Source organism: Methanococcoides sp. DA23 (genome assembly GCF_057593895.1).
In genome coordinates this window covers 1,714,628-1,728,613 of record NZ_CM172520.1, presented here as the reverse complement: position 1 = coordinate 1,728,613, position 13,986 = coordinate 1,714,628, and the positions used below count along the sequence as shown (strand labels likewise).

General features: G+C 44.5%; 17 protein-coding genes and 3 tRNA genes. 6 read left to right on the top strand and 14 right to left on the bottom strand.

Features of this window, described 5'->3' with window-relative positions:
- Window positions 1-49 precede the first annotated feature (49 nt).
- From AC20MK_RS08385 to mbhE, 9 genes are read right to left on the bottom strand one after another with little or no spacing between them, the layout of a single operon-like run.
- Window positions 50-295 carry a hypothetical protein gene (locus AC20MK_RS08385; protein ID WP_487355398.1) on the bottom strand — a complete coding sequence of 82 codons (246 nt, stop codon included), beginning with the start codon at window positions 293-295 and terminating at the stop codon, window positions 50-52.
- Window positions 296-302: 7 nt separating this feature from the next.
- Window positions 303-1,355 (bottom strand): L-threonylcarbamoyladenylate synthase, encoded by a 1,053-nt coding sequence (locus AC20MK_RS08380; protein WP_487355397.1) that lies wholly within the window; start codon window positions 1,353-1,355, stop codon window positions 303-305.
- Window positions 1,356-1,392: 37 nt separating this feature from the next.
- On the bottom strand, window positions 1,393-1,740 hold the full coding sequence (gene mnhG / locus AC20MK_RS08375) for a monovalent cation/H(+) antiporter subunit G (RefSeq protein ID WP_487355396.1): 348 nt from the start codon (window positions 1,738-1,740) through the stop codon (window positions 1,393-1,395).
- On the bottom strand, window positions 1,737-2,003 hold the full coding sequence (locus tag AC20MK_RS08370) for a cation:proton antiporter (RefSeq protein ID WP_172368406.1): 267 nt from the start codon (window positions 2,001-2,003) through the stop codon (window positions 1,737-1,739). Before AC20MK_RS08370 ends, mnhG begins: the two co-directional genes overlap by 4 nt.
- Window positions 2,000-2,494 (bottom strand): Na+/H+ antiporter subunit E, encoded by a 495-nt coding sequence (locus AC20MK_RS08365; protein ID WP_487355395.1) that lies wholly within the window; start codon window positions 2,492-2,494, stop codon window positions 2,000-2,002. Before AC20MK_RS08365 ends, AC20MK_RS08370 begins: the two co-directional genes overlap by 4 nt.
- Complete coding sequence (locus tag AC20MK_RS08360) at window positions 2,491-4,032, bottom strand: NADH-quinone oxidoreductase subunit M (protein ID WP_487355394.1); 1,542 nt, start codon at window positions 4,030-4,032, stop codon at window positions 2,491-2,493. The genes AC20MK_RS08365 and AC20MK_RS08360 overlap by 4 nt, the downstream gene beginning before the upstream one ends.
- Window positions 4,029-4,451, bottom strand: a complete 423-nt coding sequence (locus tag AC20MK_RS08355; RefSeq protein ID WP_487355393.1) for an NADH-quinone oxidoreductase subunit K — start codon at window positions 4,449-4,451, stop codon at window positions 4,029-4,031. Before AC20MK_RS08355 ends, AC20MK_RS08360 begins: the two co-directional genes overlap by 4 nt.
- Window positions 4,444-4,863 (bottom strand): monovalent cation/H+ antiporter subunit B, encoded by a 420-nt coding sequence (locus AC20MK_RS08350; protein WP_487355392.1) that lies wholly within the window; start codon window positions 4,861-4,863, stop codon window positions 4,444-4,446. Before AC20MK_RS08350 ends, AC20MK_RS08355 begins: the two co-directional genes overlap by 8 nt.
- Window positions 4,863-7,232, bottom strand: a complete 2,370-nt coding sequence (mbhE, locus tag AC20MK_RS08345; protein ID WP_487355391.1) for a hydrogen gas-evolving membrane-bound hydrogenase subunit E — start codon at window positions 7,230-7,232, stop codon at window positions 4,863-4,865. The genes AC20MK_RS08350 and mbhE overlap by 1 nt, the downstream gene beginning before the upstream one ends.
- 119 nt (window positions 7,233-7,351) lie before the next feature.
- Between mbhE and AC20MK_RS08340 the strand changes: the two genes are divergently transcribed.
- From AC20MK_RS08340 to AC20MK_RS08325, 4 genes are all read left to right on the top strand, one after another.
- Window positions 7,352-8,125 carry a HesA/MoeB/ThiF family protein gene (locus AC20MK_RS08340; protein WP_487355390.1) on the top strand — a complete coding sequence of 258 codons (774 nt, stop codon included), beginning with the start codon at window positions 7,352-7,354 and terminating at the stop codon, window positions 8,123-8,125.
- A gap of 174 nt (window positions 8,126-8,299) precedes the next feature.
- Window positions 8,300-8,376: transfer RNA gene (locus AC20MK_RS08335), tRNA-Val, on the top strand.
- Window positions 8,377-8,439: 63 nt separating this feature from the next.
- A tRNA-Phe gene (locus tag AC20MK_RS08330) sits at window positions 8,440-8,514 on the top strand.
- A gap of 10 nt (window positions 8,515-8,524) precedes the next feature.
- Window positions 8,525-8,596, top strand: a tRNA-Gly gene (locus AC20MK_RS08325).
- A gap of 361 nt (window positions 8,597-8,957) precedes the next feature.
- Here AC20MK_RS08325 and AC20MK_RS08320 read toward each other — a convergent pair.
- On the bottom strand, window positions 8,958-9,203 hold the full coding sequence (locus tag AC20MK_RS08320) for a winged helix-turn-helix transcriptional regulator (RefSeq protein WP_305064147.1): 246 nt from the start codon (window positions 9,201-9,203) through the stop codon (window positions 8,958-8,960).
- 411 nt (window positions 9,204-9,614) lie between these two features.
- On the opposite strand from AC20MK_RS08320, the gene AC20MK_RS08315 reads away from it, so the two are divergent.
- Complete coding sequence (locus AC20MK_RS08315) at window positions 9,615-9,845, top strand: sulfurtransferase TusA family protein (protein ID WP_487355389.1); 231 nt, start codon at window positions 9,615-9,617, stop codon at window positions 9,843-9,845.
- A 103-nt stretch (window positions 9,846-9,948) separates the two neighbouring features.
- Here AC20MK_RS08315 and AC20MK_RS08310 read toward each other — a convergent pair whose 3' ends face one another.
- From AC20MK_RS08310 to AC20MK_RS08300, 3 genes are read right to left on the bottom strand one after another with little or no spacing between them, the layout of a single operon-like run.
- A complete protein-coding gene (locus tag AC20MK_RS08310) occupies window positions 9,949-10,956 on the bottom strand; it encodes a DUF169 domain-containing protein (RefSeq protein WP_487355388.1) in 1,008 nt (335 codons plus the stop codon).
- The gene (gene pscS, locus AC20MK_RS08305) at window positions 10,953-12,134 is read right to left on the bottom strand and encodes an O-phospho-L-seryl-tRNA:Cys-tRNA synthase (RefSeq protein WP_487357088.1); all 1,182 of its coding nucleotides are present in this window, start codon (window positions 12,132-12,134) and stop codon (window positions 10,953-10,955) included. Before pscS ends, AC20MK_RS08310 begins: the two co-directional genes overlap by 4 nt.
- Before the next feature lie 59 nt (window positions 12,135-12,193).
- A complete protein-coding gene (locus AC20MK_RS08300) occupies window positions 12,194-12,442 on the bottom strand; it encodes a thioredoxin family protein (protein WP_487355387.1) in 249 nt (82 codons plus the stop codon).
- 98 nt (window positions 12,443-12,540) lie between these two features.
- Here AC20MK_RS08300 and AC20MK_RS08295 point away from each other — a divergent pair, with 98 nt between their 5' ends.
- Complete coding sequence (locus AC20MK_RS08295; protein WP_487355386.1) at window positions 12,541-12,768, top strand: hypothetical protein; 228 nt, start codon at window positions 12,541-12,543, stop codon at window positions 12,766-12,768.
- A 62-nt stretch (window positions 12,769-12,830) separates the two neighbouring features.
- Here the strand turns inward: AC20MK_RS08295 and AC20MK_RS08290 are convergent, their stop codons facing one another.
- Window positions 12,831-13,793, bottom strand: coding sequence for an anion permease (locus tag AC20MK_RS08290; protein ID WP_487355385.1), 963 nt, complete (start codon window positions 13,791-13,793; stop codon window positions 12,831-12,833).
- Window positions 13,794-13,986: the final 193 nt, after the last annotated feature.

Below are 13,986 nucleotides of genomic sequence, written 5' to 3'. Positions count from 1 at the left end.
TTCGGAGGTATGTACCTCCGATGTTCCTACTTTTTTAATTTAAAAATAATTATGGTTCATGTTTCTTAAGCTCATTACGTGCCATCATATTCGTGCCGAATACGTAGACCAGCAGAATGAATCCTAGCCACATGAAATGTTCTCCTATGTCTGCACGTCCAAAGTATTTGAGTAGAAGTCCTGTGCCGAGGATGAGCATGTCCACCTTAGCTATCTTCTTGTTCCTTTTTGTAATTGCAAAGTATTCCTGTCTTGCAACATTGTATTCCTTTTTTTCTGTTTTCAGTGGATACACTTCCCGATCATACTTTTTTTATCTCGTCCGCCGCTTTACGTAACCGATTGAATACGGCAGCTCCTATTCCTTCTGTTTTCAATGACCCATCGACAAGGATCAGGTCTATCTCCTTATTATCAAGATGTCGCAGACCCATAAATATACTATGGGCTGCCTGAGCAGGTTCATTTCTTTTACCAAGTGAGAATATCTCGTCAGCATTTATCGAACCTGATATTTCCTCAGTTGCAAGAAGTCCGGCCATTTTGCCTTCCTTGTGGCAGTTTGTTATTAGCTCAATAATTTTACTTTTAACATCCTCCGGACCTCCCTCTATGAGTATTACCTTTGTCTCAGGTGAATAGTGCGTATACTTCATTCCCGGGGATCTTGCGGTTTCGTTTTCCTCAAGGGTCCTGTCGGCATATCCAATTTCGACGTTCCCGACACATTCTTTGATATCTTCTGCACTGATCTGGCCGGGACGCAGGACCATTGGTATATCTCCGGTGACATCCACTACCGTTGATTCCAGGCCTATCTCCACTATCCCTCCGTCAATTATTGCATCTATCTTTCCGGTAAGGTCCTGTATGACGTGTTCAGCGCTTGTGGGGCTTGGTCGTCCGGAAGTGTTGGCACTGGGTGCTGCTATTGCTGTACCGGACCTTCTTATAAGTTCAAGTGCAATATCATTGGCAGGCATTCTCAAACCAACGGTATCAAGTCCGCCGGTGGTAATTTCAGGCACTATTTTCTTTGCTTTGAGGATAAGGGTGAGTGGTCCTGGCCAGAATTCATCCATAAGCCTGAATGCATTTTGAGGTATGTTCTCTGCCAGGTCCTTGCACTGGTCTTTGCTGGAGACATGTACTATGAGCGGATTGTCCGCAGGTCTTCCTTTTGCTGCAAAGATCTTCTTCACAGCATCAGGGTCCAGAGCATTGGCTCCCAGACCGTAGACCGTTTCTGTGGGGAAAGCAACGGTGCCGCCTTCTTTGATGATGCTGGCAGCCTTTGACAGCTCCTCTTCGAAATTGTCGCTGTCAGTCCGAATGATCTGTGTTCTTTTATTCATAATTAATTGATGGACCTTTTAGTTTCTCTATTCTCGATCATTTTTTGTATTCTTTGCCGTATTCATCAATGACGGATCCTTTACAAAGGCCCACTCCATGCCGGTGAGCTGCTCTTCCTATCATATGTGCGGCAACCGGTGCTGTAAGCAGGATGAAAAGACCAACTGTTATGGCTTTTACACCTATGGGCTCGAGCCCTATCTTTGCTACGATGCTCAACATCACTCCAAATGCACCGAGGGTGCCTATCTTGGTAGTGGCATGTAAACGATTATATACATCCGGCAAGCGGATCAATCCTACCATTCCAAGGAATACAAAGAATGCTCCTACTACGAGCAGAAATGTGCTGATGATGTCCTGAATAAGTTCTATCTCTATCAAAATACAGCCCCCTCGTCAAGATATTTGGAAATGGTAACTGTTCCCACAAAGGAGATTATTGCAAGGACCAGGGCTACGTCCATGAAGAACGCAGATTCCTGCATGTATGAGTAGATACCCAGTATAACAACTATTACGGTCGTCATTGCATCAACTGCGATAACACGGTCAGGGATCGTCGGACCTTTGATAACTCTGTATATGCATGGTATTATAGCAATGACCATGAACGTGATCGAAATATCAAATATCAGTGAATTCATTCGAATGCCTCCAGTACATATTCTTCAAGATCATCTCTTATGGAATCACAAAGTCCCTGTGGGTCAGATGCATCGATGGCGTGTACGTAAAGCACTTCTTTGTTGTCTGAAACATCAATTGTCAATGTTCCCGGGGTAAGTGTGATCGTATTGGCGAGGGCAGTTATTCCCGTATTTGTCTTTGTACGTATCGGGACTGCAATTATCCCTGGTTTTATGTCCATCTTTGGCTGAAGGATTATCTTGGCCACCATCACATTGGCTTTGATGATCTCTATGAAAAGTACATAGAAGTACTTTATTAGCTTCGGTATCTTCCTTATTACTTTTTGATATGACATCTTGTTCTCAAATCCATAGAGTGACCTGAAAGGTCTGATCACGATAGGGCCAAGTAATGCTCCTATCAGGAAGTTGTTGAAGTTTATCGTTCCGTGGACAAAACACCAGATAAGCCCAAGGAACATCGAGTAAAGGATATATCGTTTCATCGGACCACCCTCGTCATAACTGCATCAATATATGGTTGCGGATCGATAAGTTGTTCTGCGATCGCCTGAGCAAGGGACACAAGCGGTTCAGCGTAGATCCCAAAGATAAATACAAGAGTTGCAAGGCTCACTATGGGGAGGACTATCATCAGCGATGGTTTGTGTGAGGAATATTCACCATATTCTCCAACATCTCTGTGCTCTCCCCAGAACATCAACAACCATGCCCTGAACATGTAGAACAGGGTGAACACTGCAAATACCAGTGCGATGGCAATTGGTATGTAGTATTCTGCACGAAGTCCGGCATCAAAGAGAATGAACTTTGCCACAAATCCTCCCATTGGGGGGAGGCCTGCTATGGACATTGCACCTATGAGGAAAGCTATGCTCATGACGGGTGAGGTCTTGTTCATTCCTCCCATCTTATGCATGTCCCTTGTGCCTGCGTGGTGGATTATGCCGCCGGAGGTCAGGAACAACATGGACTTTGCAATAGCATGGTTCACCAGATAGACAAGTGCTGCTGTTAGTGCATATACTGAACCGATACCAATTCCAAGGAACACGTATCCTATCTGGCTCACACTTGAATATGCAAGGAGCTTTTTAACATCTTTCTGTCCTACTGCGGAGACTGCTCCGATTATGATGGTCACAAGTGCGAGCAGGATGATTATGGGTTGAAGCAGGAACAATGCATCCTTGAATATGAGGAAGAATATCCTCAGGATCCCATATGCTCCCACCTTTATCATAACACCGCTAAGCATGGCACTGATGGGTGACGGTGCTGTGGGGTGTACGTCGGGAAGCCAATAATGCATCGGGAATATGGCTGCCTTATTTCCGAAGACGACTATGAAAAGCAGCGCAATGGCGTATATATGCCATGGAAGTGTTCCGGCAGCGCTCATGGCACTTATCTTAACCGATAGGTCTGCCATGTTGAGAGTGCCCACTGTAGCATAGAGGGAAGCGACTGCAATGAGCATGGCAATGGAACCTATCATGTTCAGTATGAGGTACTTGAAAGTGGCTTCCATTTTATCGGAACTCTTTGTCACGCTTCCTTTTTCGTTGGCTATGACAAGTCCGCAGGAGGACAACAGGAGTATCTCGAAGAATACGAACATGTTGAATATGTCTCCTGTTAGGAAGGTTCCGTTCAGACCAGCTATGAGAAGGTTGAACAGGGAATGGTAGGTCGAGTTCAATGACCTGCCTTCTATGTAATCAAGGGAATATAGTAAAGCAAGGAATGATACTATCGAAGTTAGTACGACCATTCCTGAGCTTAACAGGTCTGCCACAAGCACAATTCCGTATTTGCCCCATTCTCCTACTTCGTAGACCTGAATACCTCCGTTCCAGACCTGCAGGAGCAGTACGATGCTTATCAGCATCATGGCAAATGTGACCGATATATTGAGCCATTTCTGCACATTTGCATTAGAGCGCAGGAATATCATGAGTGCGGACATCAGTATTGGCACTGCTACCAGGAGGATGGGCAAATGTGTCATTGATATGTTCATCCCCACAACCTCCTCAATTCACGTATGTCGGTAGTTCCGTATTCCTCGTATATCCTGTATGCGAGGATGAGTATGAATGCAGTCGTCGCAAGACTGATGACAATGGCTGTAAGTACGAGCGCCTGTACAAGCGGGTCTACAAATTCGACATGTGATCCTGCAGAAACTATGGGGGCTAATATCCCCTCTGCAAGATTGTCGTTGTAAATAGTACTTGCTACTTCTCCGCCATGTCCTGAGCCTGTTATGATGGGTACTTTTCCGTTCTCGAACACACCAGCTGATACTATAAGCAGGTTCACTGCATGGGACAGCACAGACAGCCCGATGATGACCTTTATCATATCTCTCCTGAGTATCAGGAATGTTCCAATCCCAAATAGTATAGATATGGTGAGGGTAAGTAAAAAATTATTCATTATCGTCACCTACGTTTTTGAATATGAATAGCAGTGAACCTATCACTACAAAATAGACGCCGATGTCAAAAAGACCGGCAGATACAAGCTCTATCTCTCCGAAAAAGGGCAGGTGTACGAATTCCACTGCACTTCTGAAGAAGTTGTGCCCGAACAACATGGCCGAAAATGCCGTTAAGGATGCAAGGGTCAGACCGAAGCCAAACCATTTGCCCCAATCCGGGTTAAAGAATGTCTTTATGTTTTTCAATCCGAAGACAACATATGAAAGGGCGATCACTGAAGCGAACATAACGCCACCTATGAACCCTCCTCCTGGATTGTTATGGCCTGCAAGTAGCAGAGAGATGGAGAACAGGATCACCAGTGGGATACATATCTTTGTGATGGTCTTTGTTATTAAGGTCGTCATTATTCCTCGCTCCTGCTGTGTATAAGGTTATAGACACCAAGTGCTGCAAGGCACATTACTGATATCTCTCCTAGGGTATCGTAACCTCTGAAGTCCACGATTATTACATTGACGATATTGTGACCGCCTGCAAGGAGGAGGCTATTATCGATGAAATAGTGGGACAGGGATGCAAAAGGATCGACTATGCCTTGTGTCGCATTGAGAAGTACTACAAATACACTTGCTGCGACGGTTATTGCGATCAGTATGTCCCTTGTAAATACCGATAAGGATATCTTTTCCTTATATTTCTGGGGTATTTTGGTTATTGCAAGCAGGAATATTATGGTGGATAGGGTTTCTACCAGTATCTGTGTCAAGGCAAGGTCAGGTGCTTTCAGGTAGATGAACAGAAGACTGACGCCATAGCCGAGGGTTGAGAGTGCAATGATGGCTGGCAGATATTTAGGTAGAATTGCTGCTGAGAGTGCCGCTACAATGAGCAGTACTAATAATATCGCTTCATAGGGCGGTATGGCGAAGTTCAGTTGTGATGGCACTATATTGGTTGCGAGTATTGCAGCTGGAATCGCTATCAGTGCTATCATCAGCAGGAGCATGGCGCTCATGTAGAGCTTTATATTTCCTGTCTGACTGATCGAAGAGAACCTGGATGCACTGCCTTTCGCGGAATCGACTGCACGGTCATAATAGTAATTGATGCTTATCCAGGGTTTCTTCATGTTGAAGTTATCCTGCCATGCTGCTATCCTGTCATATTTAGTGTATATCAGTATGCCCAGTATGAATGTCACGATGGTCATCATAAGGGATGTCGTGAACCCATGCCAGAGCTTTACGTGCAGATGTGCACTTTCCAGAAGGATACCTGATACTGCCGGTTCGATGATGTAATGTGTGGGTAATGATGGGACCACTCCGAACAGTATTATGAGGAATGCCAGAAATGCCGGTGGGATCAGCATAGTCATTGGGGGTTCATGTATGTGGTGTGGGATAGCTTCTTTGTCACGCTTTCCCAGGAAGATCCCGTCAATGAGCTTTATCGAGTAGGCGAATGTGAAAACTCCTCCGAGTACTGCAAATGCGGGGATAAGGAATGTGAATATGCCGCCTATGGAGGCTCCCATCTCGAGGGAGGCTTCGTAGAACATTTCCTTGCTGAGGAATCCGTTAAGTGGTGGAACCCCTGCCATGGAAAGGCCGGCAATGCACGCTATTATGAAAGTAATGGGCATCTCACGCCGCAGACCTCCGAGCTTTCGTATGTCCCTTGTGGCTGCTTCGTGTGCCACTATTCCTGCGACAAGGAAGAGGCAGGCTTTGAAGGTGGCGTGATTGAGAAGATGGAATGTGGCTGCTGCGACACCAATGCCAGGTTCGTGGTGTGTGGTGTAGCCGTACATTGTCATTAAGTATGCAAGCTGACTGATGGTCGAGTATGCGAGGATACCTTTGATGTCTGTCTGCCTGAATGCCATGAATCCGGCAACGAGCATCGTGATGATGCCTATTCCGCTCACAAGGATGAACCATGCTTCAGTTCCTGAGAATATCGGGTGTATCCTTGCGACAAGGTATATACCTGCTTTTACCATCGTTGCGGAATGGAGGAATGCACTGACAGGCGTGGGAGCTTCCATTGCATTGGGTAGCCAGATGTAGAAAGGTCCCTGTGCAGATTTGGCTGCTGCGCCAATAACTATGAGTATCAGTGTTATAAGGAATAGCTCGTGTTCTTTTATGGCGTTTATCACCTGTGGATCATTCAATATGACTGTCAGATCAAATGAACCGGTGATGTTTCCCAGTAGAAGGAAACCTGCAAGCATTGCAAGTCCGCCGGAGGCTGTGAGCAATAAGGATTTGGTGGCACCGTATATGGATTCGGGTTTGTGCCTCCAGTATCCGATGAGCATGAAAGAGGTGATGCTGGTAAGTTCCCAGAAGATGAACAGCTGTATGGTGTTTCCAGAAAAGACCATTCCTATCATGGAGCCCATGAAAAGTAAGAGGTATTGATAGTATCGTTTAAGGTCTTCTGTTTTGGACATATACCCATTGGAGTAGGACATTATCAGGATGCCTATGCCGGATGCGATGAATCCTATCATCATTGCAAGTCCGTCTGCGTATATTGTAAAGTCCACTCCTGCTGATGGTATCCAGGGTATCGTTCCCTGAACGATGTGTCCTTCTTCGATGACAGCAGGTGCTGCCATCCCAATGAGTATAAAACAGGCAAGGGCTGTAGCGACTGCAAACCAGCCGATACGTTGCTTTAACAGCTTTTCCATGACGGGTACCAACCCGGCAAATATAAACGGCAGGAATATGGCTGCCGTTATTGCATTAAATGAATCCATGTCTTCTCTCTAAGCAAAGTTCCTATATATAACTGTTTTTAATTACAATTATAAACCATGACAAATACGCGGTCTTAACCACTTGTTTATTTATATCATCTTAATTGTATATGCTGAATATGAGCCTTTCACCAGATCAAAAAGAACGCTATGCAAAGCACATTATCATGAAGCAGATGGGTGAGGAAGGGCAGAAGCGGCTTCTGTCATCCCGTGTCCTGTGTGTTGGTTCAGGGGGACTCGGTTCACCTGTGATACAGTATCTGGCTGCTGCCGGGGTTGGCACACTTGGTATTGTGGATGATGATATTGTGGAAATGAGCAATCTTCAAAGACAGGTCATACATGCGGGAAATCTCGGCAAGCCAAAAGTGCGGTCTGCAAAGGAATATGTCAAAAGGCTGGATCCGGATATCGATGTACTAACATATGAGATACGTGTTGGACCGGATAATGTGGAGGATCTCATTAAGGACTATGATGTTGTTGTGGATTGTTCTGATAATTTTGCCACACGTTATTTGCTTAACGATGCCTGTGTGTTGCAGAATAAGCCCCTTTTTCATGGAAGCATTTTCATGTTCGAAGGGCAAGTGATGACGATATTGCCACACGAGGGGCCTTGTTATCGTTGTATATTCGCACGTTCGCCTTCTACAGATGCTGCAAGGGATGCTGGTGTCATGGGTATTCTTCCGGGAGTTGTCGGTACCATGCAGGCTACGGAGGTAGTCAAGCACATTGTGCGCCTTGGGGCGCCGCTTGTGGGACGCATGATCTATTACGATGCCTTGAGTATGAGGTTTGATGAGATAACTGTGCGTAAGAATCCGAAATGTCCTGTTTGTGGGAATACTCCTTCAATAACGTCTATTGATGCGGTTAATTACTGAGATTCTATTATTTGGCCATTGACCCTGAAGATGTTCTAAAATAGGCCCTAGTGACAAAGTTTTTATAGCTTAACTCTGTTATAAGAGTTTGCTTCAAGCAATATGGTTTGAAGCAAAAACGAAACAGAAGAGTTGTTCAGGTTCCAAATATACTGGACAACAATTAAGCAACATGGGCTCGTGGTCTAGCTGGTTATGACGTCGCCTTGACATGGCGGAGGTCCGGAGTTCGACTCTCCGCGGGCCCACCACAAATCTTTAGTGTCATTCGATAGGTATTTATACCAATAAGATGTGTATTGGATGCTCTCAAAGCCCAGGTAGCTCAGTGGGAGAGCGCTGCCCTGAAGAGGCAGTTGTCCCCGGTTCGAATCCGGGTCTGGGCACCAGGATCAATTCACACCAGTAGTGTAGCGGTTATCACCGGGCGTTGCCAACGCTCGAACTCGGGTTCGATTCCCGACTGGTGTATATCTTTTTTATTATCTTAACATCAATGCTAATGTCCTATTTTTCTGATCTCTCATCAGTGTGAGCTTGTTTGCAATTGCTTTAGCAGGCAGTATATATTGCATCATTTAGGTATGATGTTCCTGTTGAATGTCCAAAAACTTTTCTGTATAGATGGATCTGTGTTTTTCTTTGTCACTAATATATGATTCTAATACCATTGCATGTCTGTCAGGATACTGATGAACCTGGATAATGAATTGTAAAAATAGAAGTTGAAGAAAGGTTACTGGAAATTATTTCACAGAACTTCTGCGAGATATTTCCAGTATTATTTTCTTTCAGATGCTATATGTTCAATAGGTTATCGATAACCTATCCCTCATACAGCTGATAATTCGTACTTTTCCGAATTTATGCCCAATATGGCAGAATTTATCTCGGAGTTTACGGGGATCTTTGTTTCTTCATACATGTCAGGTGTATTCTTCAAACCATACAGGCTTTGCCTTGCATCCTTGAAGTAAAACCTTTCTTGTAGGAAATCCTCATCTTTCAACCGACCCAAAGCATATCTTATGGTACGTGGTGGAAGATAACTTTGTTCGGCAATCTCTTTCTGTGTCAGAAGACCGCCGTATTCCAGTACTTTGAAGACAAGTTTTGCTGAAGGGGGTAGTCCTTCGATCGCCTTCCTCAGATATTTATCGTTTGGCTGTTCGATGTTTTTCTTTATCTGTACGCTATCCTTGTAGTTTTCAACAAAATCGATCCCTCATTATCATTTCTCCTTTGTATAGTAAATTTTATTAATATCTCTGGGTAGAGATGTTGCGACGGTTCACTATTGTGAAGTCACAATTGTGAGTGCGTCATTCTATTATATAAATATGTCGGCAAAATGCGCCAAATCGCCTTATTTCGTTGATCCCACATCAAGGTATGGATGGAGAATACGTCTTTATTTGCCTGTATCTTAGTTCTTATATCTTTATAGGTAGAGCTATTTTTGTTCAAATACTATATAATAGGTAAAAATATGGCTGAAGAATCAATAGAATTAGATCTCAGGGGGGAGATTTGTCCCTTTACTTTCGTAAAAACCAAATTACAGTTAGAAGAACTGGAAAATGGTGACCTTCTCACAGTTATCTTTGATTATGCACCTGCAGTATCAAATGTTCCTAAAAGTGTGAAGAACGAAGGTCATAGCATCCTTGGTATCGACAAAGAAGATAATATATGGAAGGTCCACATCAAAAAGGTCTGATACGCCAAACAGCTTTTCTTTTCTTCCATTATTTTTTCAAATTATCAAAAGCAGTTCTCCTAACTATGGAGGATCACTTTTGATAAAAAAAATTAAAATTGGTTCACTGTGTCGTCTTGCGCTTGAATTTGGTAACACGATCCAGCATAACTTCTATTCCGTTGTTCACAAGTGCATTGAACTTTTCAGTTTTCATGGCTGCACGTCTGATAGGTTCGTGAAGGTCGATCAGTAGTATCACATCAACCCAGTTGTCCCTGAGGCGATAGTTCATCGGGTCCTCGAACAGGCAGGATGCCACATCCTTTGAACCCTTTGCATTATCCGCATCTTTGAACTTGACAGGAACATGCAGGGTTATCGACGAGCTCTTTCCGCTTTCATCCTTTGGGATGTATAGCCTTACTATCTCATCTCCGAAACGTCCAAGGAAATGGTCCGTACCCTTCGTGAATCCGAGTGCGAGGATAGCCTCCACCAAACGTGCTGGCAGGTCATCCATGAGACAGCCACAAAGTGCTTTTGTGATGCTCTCTTCCTTCAGTGATTCTGTGAGCTCGACAAAGGCTTCCATTGGGAATCCGAATACTATCTCATCGTTCCTGTAATCGCTGAACATGCGTGCTCCTGCACACAAAAGGGAAAGGTTCACCTTGTTCTCCATTACAGGGATGGTCGTACATTCTCCACAGACCGCGAATTCCCCTTTGAACCTTGCATTCACCATATCTCCTTTCACCTTGGACAGCGTTGCTGCCACGCGCATGAGCTTGCTGGCGGTTCCAACAACCACTACCACATCAGGTTCGAATTCGCATTTGTCAAGGGGTTCCACGGTCATCTTTTCGGTATTGGCAGGTTTGACCCTTGGATACACATCCCCATAAGCAGGTTCGACGAACCCGAGTGCAAGTTCTGCGCTTGCACAGGACATATCATCAGCTGAGCAGGTATAGGAAGTACCGAACGCTGCAGCTTTCCTGACTATCTCACAATAACGCATGGGATGGGGAATGTTCGGCTCATTGTCGCTGTTGAACTTAACAGCAACCGGTGTAAGGGGCAACTCGAAGAACTGCCTGAACTGTTTTGTTAGTTCTGTGTATTTCATGCTTCATCCTCCACCGGTATCTCATATTTCCTTGCAATCTCAATGAAAGCGTTGGCGACGTATTCGATCTGATCTCTGCTGAGTCCGAATGTATTTAATTTGAAACTCTTGCTCATCCCTGGCTGTATTCCTATTATCTTTCGTTTCTTCAGTTCGTGGTACAGGAAATAACCCCGTTTCTTGGTCTTGGCAGCAGCCTCAAAGAGGGGCAGGGATTCGAATGCTACAAGTGTGTGTTCTGTAGGCTTAACTCCCATCTGGTGAAATCCTTCGATACGCTCGAGCTGTGTGGCAAGGTATCTTGCATTCTCTACCTGCTCATCCCAGTGCTTCACACGTTCCACAACACTCGGGAACGATGCCATCAGTGTCATTACCGGAACTCCGAATACAGGTGAACATCCAAACAGAGCGACCTCCTTTTTAGTGAAACCACGTCCACTCCAGTCACCTCTGATGGACGATTTATCAAATACCTGCTGGTTCCACTCAAAAGTGGTTGCGAGTATTCCCATTGGAGAGGATGCCGCCCAGCTCTTGTGCCCGGAAGCGCAAAGGAAGTCCACACCAAGCTTTTTGCCGTCAATGGGCATTATTCCTGAGGAATATGCCGTGTTCAGCAGGAACGGAACTCCGTATTCTTTACAGATCTTCCCCACGGCTGCAGCATCTGCCACATTACCATATCGGTAATCCACATGTGTAAGCAGTGCCATTGCCGGAAGGGAACCTGTATTACGCTCGACTTCCTCGAACTTTTCCGCGTATCCCTCAGGGTCAATGATAAATTCCGGATATCCGCTATGCGGTACTTCGACTACTTTCAACTGATTTGCCTCAGCTGCAAGATATGATGTATAATGTGCAAGTGAATCCAGCACAAGGGTCTCGCCGGGTTCTGTGACCATGTGCATGGCCGCCCATTTTGCATGTCGGCATCCGGCTGTGAACCTAACATCATCCATATTCAGGAATTCTGCAATATCTGCTGTAAGGTTTCTTACAGGCGGGTTCTGGACCAGATCAACTCGGGATTCGAAACAGAAATCACAAACTGAATAACCATCTGCAAATTCAAGCGCTGCTTTTCTGGCTTCAGCGGTAAGCACTCCTCCCCTCTGTATAGGGTTCAGGTTTATGTATGTGCTTTCAATACCCCTGTTCAAATTTTTATAAATATCAAGATTCAGTTAGGAATTCCCCCTGGATTCTGTTGCTCAAATACAATTCTTCTTATTCACAGGAACTCTTCAAGTTCCGTCCGTATCTCGTCCTTTTCCACTCGTCCGATAAGCACGATCTCTCCATCAATGGCTATGGTCGGTACTTCTTCTATTCCGAGTTGCTTTGCCCTCTCAGCACCTTCAGAGCTTGTTGTGTTAATTTCCTTGAACATAACCCCTTCAGGAAGAACTTCTATTATCTGGTTCCTGACGTAATGGCAGTTCATGCAAATATCAGAATAATATAGTTCTATCAATGTCATCTATTGTCTATTGTCTGCCAGTTAAATAACAAGTGGCATCATGACAATTATTGCCTCCCCCATTACCTTATTAATATCTTGCATATATAAGATATTCTATGGATGCCACAACAATTAACCGGACAAAGTCGGCTATTGATGCTCTTATTGAAGTGCAGCAGCTATGGATCGATAATGTTCCTGAATACGATCTTTCGGACAGGGAACTTGTAATACTGAAAAAACGCCTGACCCGTGCAATAGATAATGTACAGAAGATCTATGACGATAATGAAGAACTGATGAACAAGGCGGAAGAGTCACTTAAAAAAGAAAATCCCAGATGAACATCTCACAAATATTATGGGATCTTTATCTGGGATCCTTACATTTATTCTTCTCTTCCTTTTTATAAATAAACAAGCCTGATCGCCGAATATGCTATCAGACCTGCCAATAGTGGTGATGTGACCCACATGACTACAATGCGTCTGACTGTCTTATTGTTCATTGTAGCAAAGCCTTTGTTTGCACATCCAATGCCAATAACTGCTGCTGGTACTAACTGACCCAGTGCAACAGGTATGCCTGCAATAGAGGCACTGTGCACAATAATTGCTGCGATGGCTTCAATGAAGATCGCACGAATGGTACAGATCTCTGCTATCTCCGTTCCAACGGTCTCGAGGATACGACCGCCTATCAATATAGCACCAATGCCGAGTGTAAGTCCTCCGACTATGGCTCCTGTCCCCGGTTCCATGAATCCTGCTCCTACAAGAGGTCCAACTGCATTGGCCGCATTATTTGCACCTGCTGAATAGGCAACATAACAGCCGGATATTATCAGTAGCTTCTTAATAGTGCTTCTTATCTGTGCTTCCGATTCATGTTCGACAAGCCAGACAACAAGCCTGGGGTGAATATATTTCCCGGAAAGGTAAGCAAGTACAAATGCAATTATCGGGGTGGCTATCCACCATCCAACTATCTTTGATAACAACTGAACATCGAGTATCCCGTAGAATATGCCAATTCCGACGATCGCTCCTACGGCTGACTGGCTCGCAGATATTGGGACCTTCAGTACGTTCCCGATGAAAAGGCTGATAGCAGCTGCACTGGTTGCAATAATAGCTGCTACAAGCGTTATCGTGTTGCCGGGTACTATACCCTCCCCTAGCGTCCTGATCACATCCTCACCGCTAAGTATTGCTCCAAGCAGGGAAAAAACAGCTATTAATATTACTGCCTGTCTTTTAGTACGGGCTCTTGCACCATAAGCTGCTCCCATAGCTGCTGCTGCATTGTTACCGCCAATGTTGATCCCCATGAAGATCGCAGATGCTATTGCAGCCAGTGCTATGATCATTTATTAGTAGCTCCTTTCAATATTGTCACTTCAATTCATTTATATATGTTGATTTTCTATCTCACACTCGAAGTAACTATATAGCAAATGAAAGTGAATTTATTATATAGCAGTGGGCAATGGGGCTAAAATTACCACTAATAAGAGTGCAACTTTTGCCTTTTTATATACTTATATATCTCAATCTGTGGAA

Excerpts from the sequence above, each read along its gene's own strand:
- AC20MK_RS08290 (WP_487355385.1), bottom strand. The coding sequence starts at position 13,793 with ATGATCATAGCACTGGCTGCAATAGCATCTGCGATCTTCATGGGGATC.
- AC20MK_RS08295 (WP_487355386.1), top strand. The coding sequence starts at position 12,541 with ATGGATGCCACAACAATTAACCGGACAAAGTCGGCTATTGATGCTCTT.
- AC20MK_RS08380 (WP_487355397.1), bottom strand. The coding sequence starts at position 1,355 with ATGAATAAAAGAACACAGATCATTCGGACTGACAGCGACAATTTCGAA.
- AC20MK_RS08355 (WP_487355393.1), bottom strand. The coding sequence starts at position 4,451 with ATGAATAATTTTTTACTTACCCTCACCATATCTATACTATTTGGGATT.
- AC20MK_RS08300 (WP_487355387.1), bottom strand. The coding sequence starts at position 12,442 with ATGACATTGATAGAACTATATTATTCTGATATTTGCATGAACTGCCAT.
- mbhE (WP_487355391.1), bottom strand. The coding sequence starts at position 7,232 with ATGGATTCATTTAATGCAATAACGGCAGCCATATTCCTGCCGTTTATA.
- AC20MK_RS08310 (WP_487355388.1), bottom strand. The coding sequence starts at position 10,956 with ATGAAATACACAGAACTAACAAAACAGTTCAGGCAGTTCTTCGAGTTG.
- AC20MK_RS08360 (WP_487355394.1), bottom strand. The coding sequence starts at position 4,032 with ATGAACATATCAATGACACATTTGCCCATCCTCCTGGTAGCAGTGCCA.
- AC20MK_RS08350 (WP_487355392.1), bottom strand. The coding sequence starts at position 4,863 with ATGACGACCTTAATAACAAAGACCATCACAAAGATATGTATCCCACTG.
- AC20MK_RS08370 (WP_172368406.1), bottom strand. The coding sequence starts at position 2,003 with ATGAATTCACTGATATTTGATATTTCGATCACGTTCATGGTCATTGCT.
- AC20MK_RS08315 (WP_487355389.1), top strand. The coding sequence starts at position 9,615 with ATGGCTGAAGAATCAATAGAATTAGATCTCAGGGGGGAGATTTGTCCC.
- AC20MK_RS08340 (WP_487355390.1), top strand. The coding sequence starts at position 7,352 with ATGAGCCTTTCACCAGATCAAAAAGAACGCTATGCAAAGCACATTATC.
- AC20MK_RS08365 (WP_487355395.1), bottom strand. The coding sequence starts at position 2,494 with ATGAAACGATATATCCTTTACTCGATGTTCCTTGGGCTTATCTGGTGT.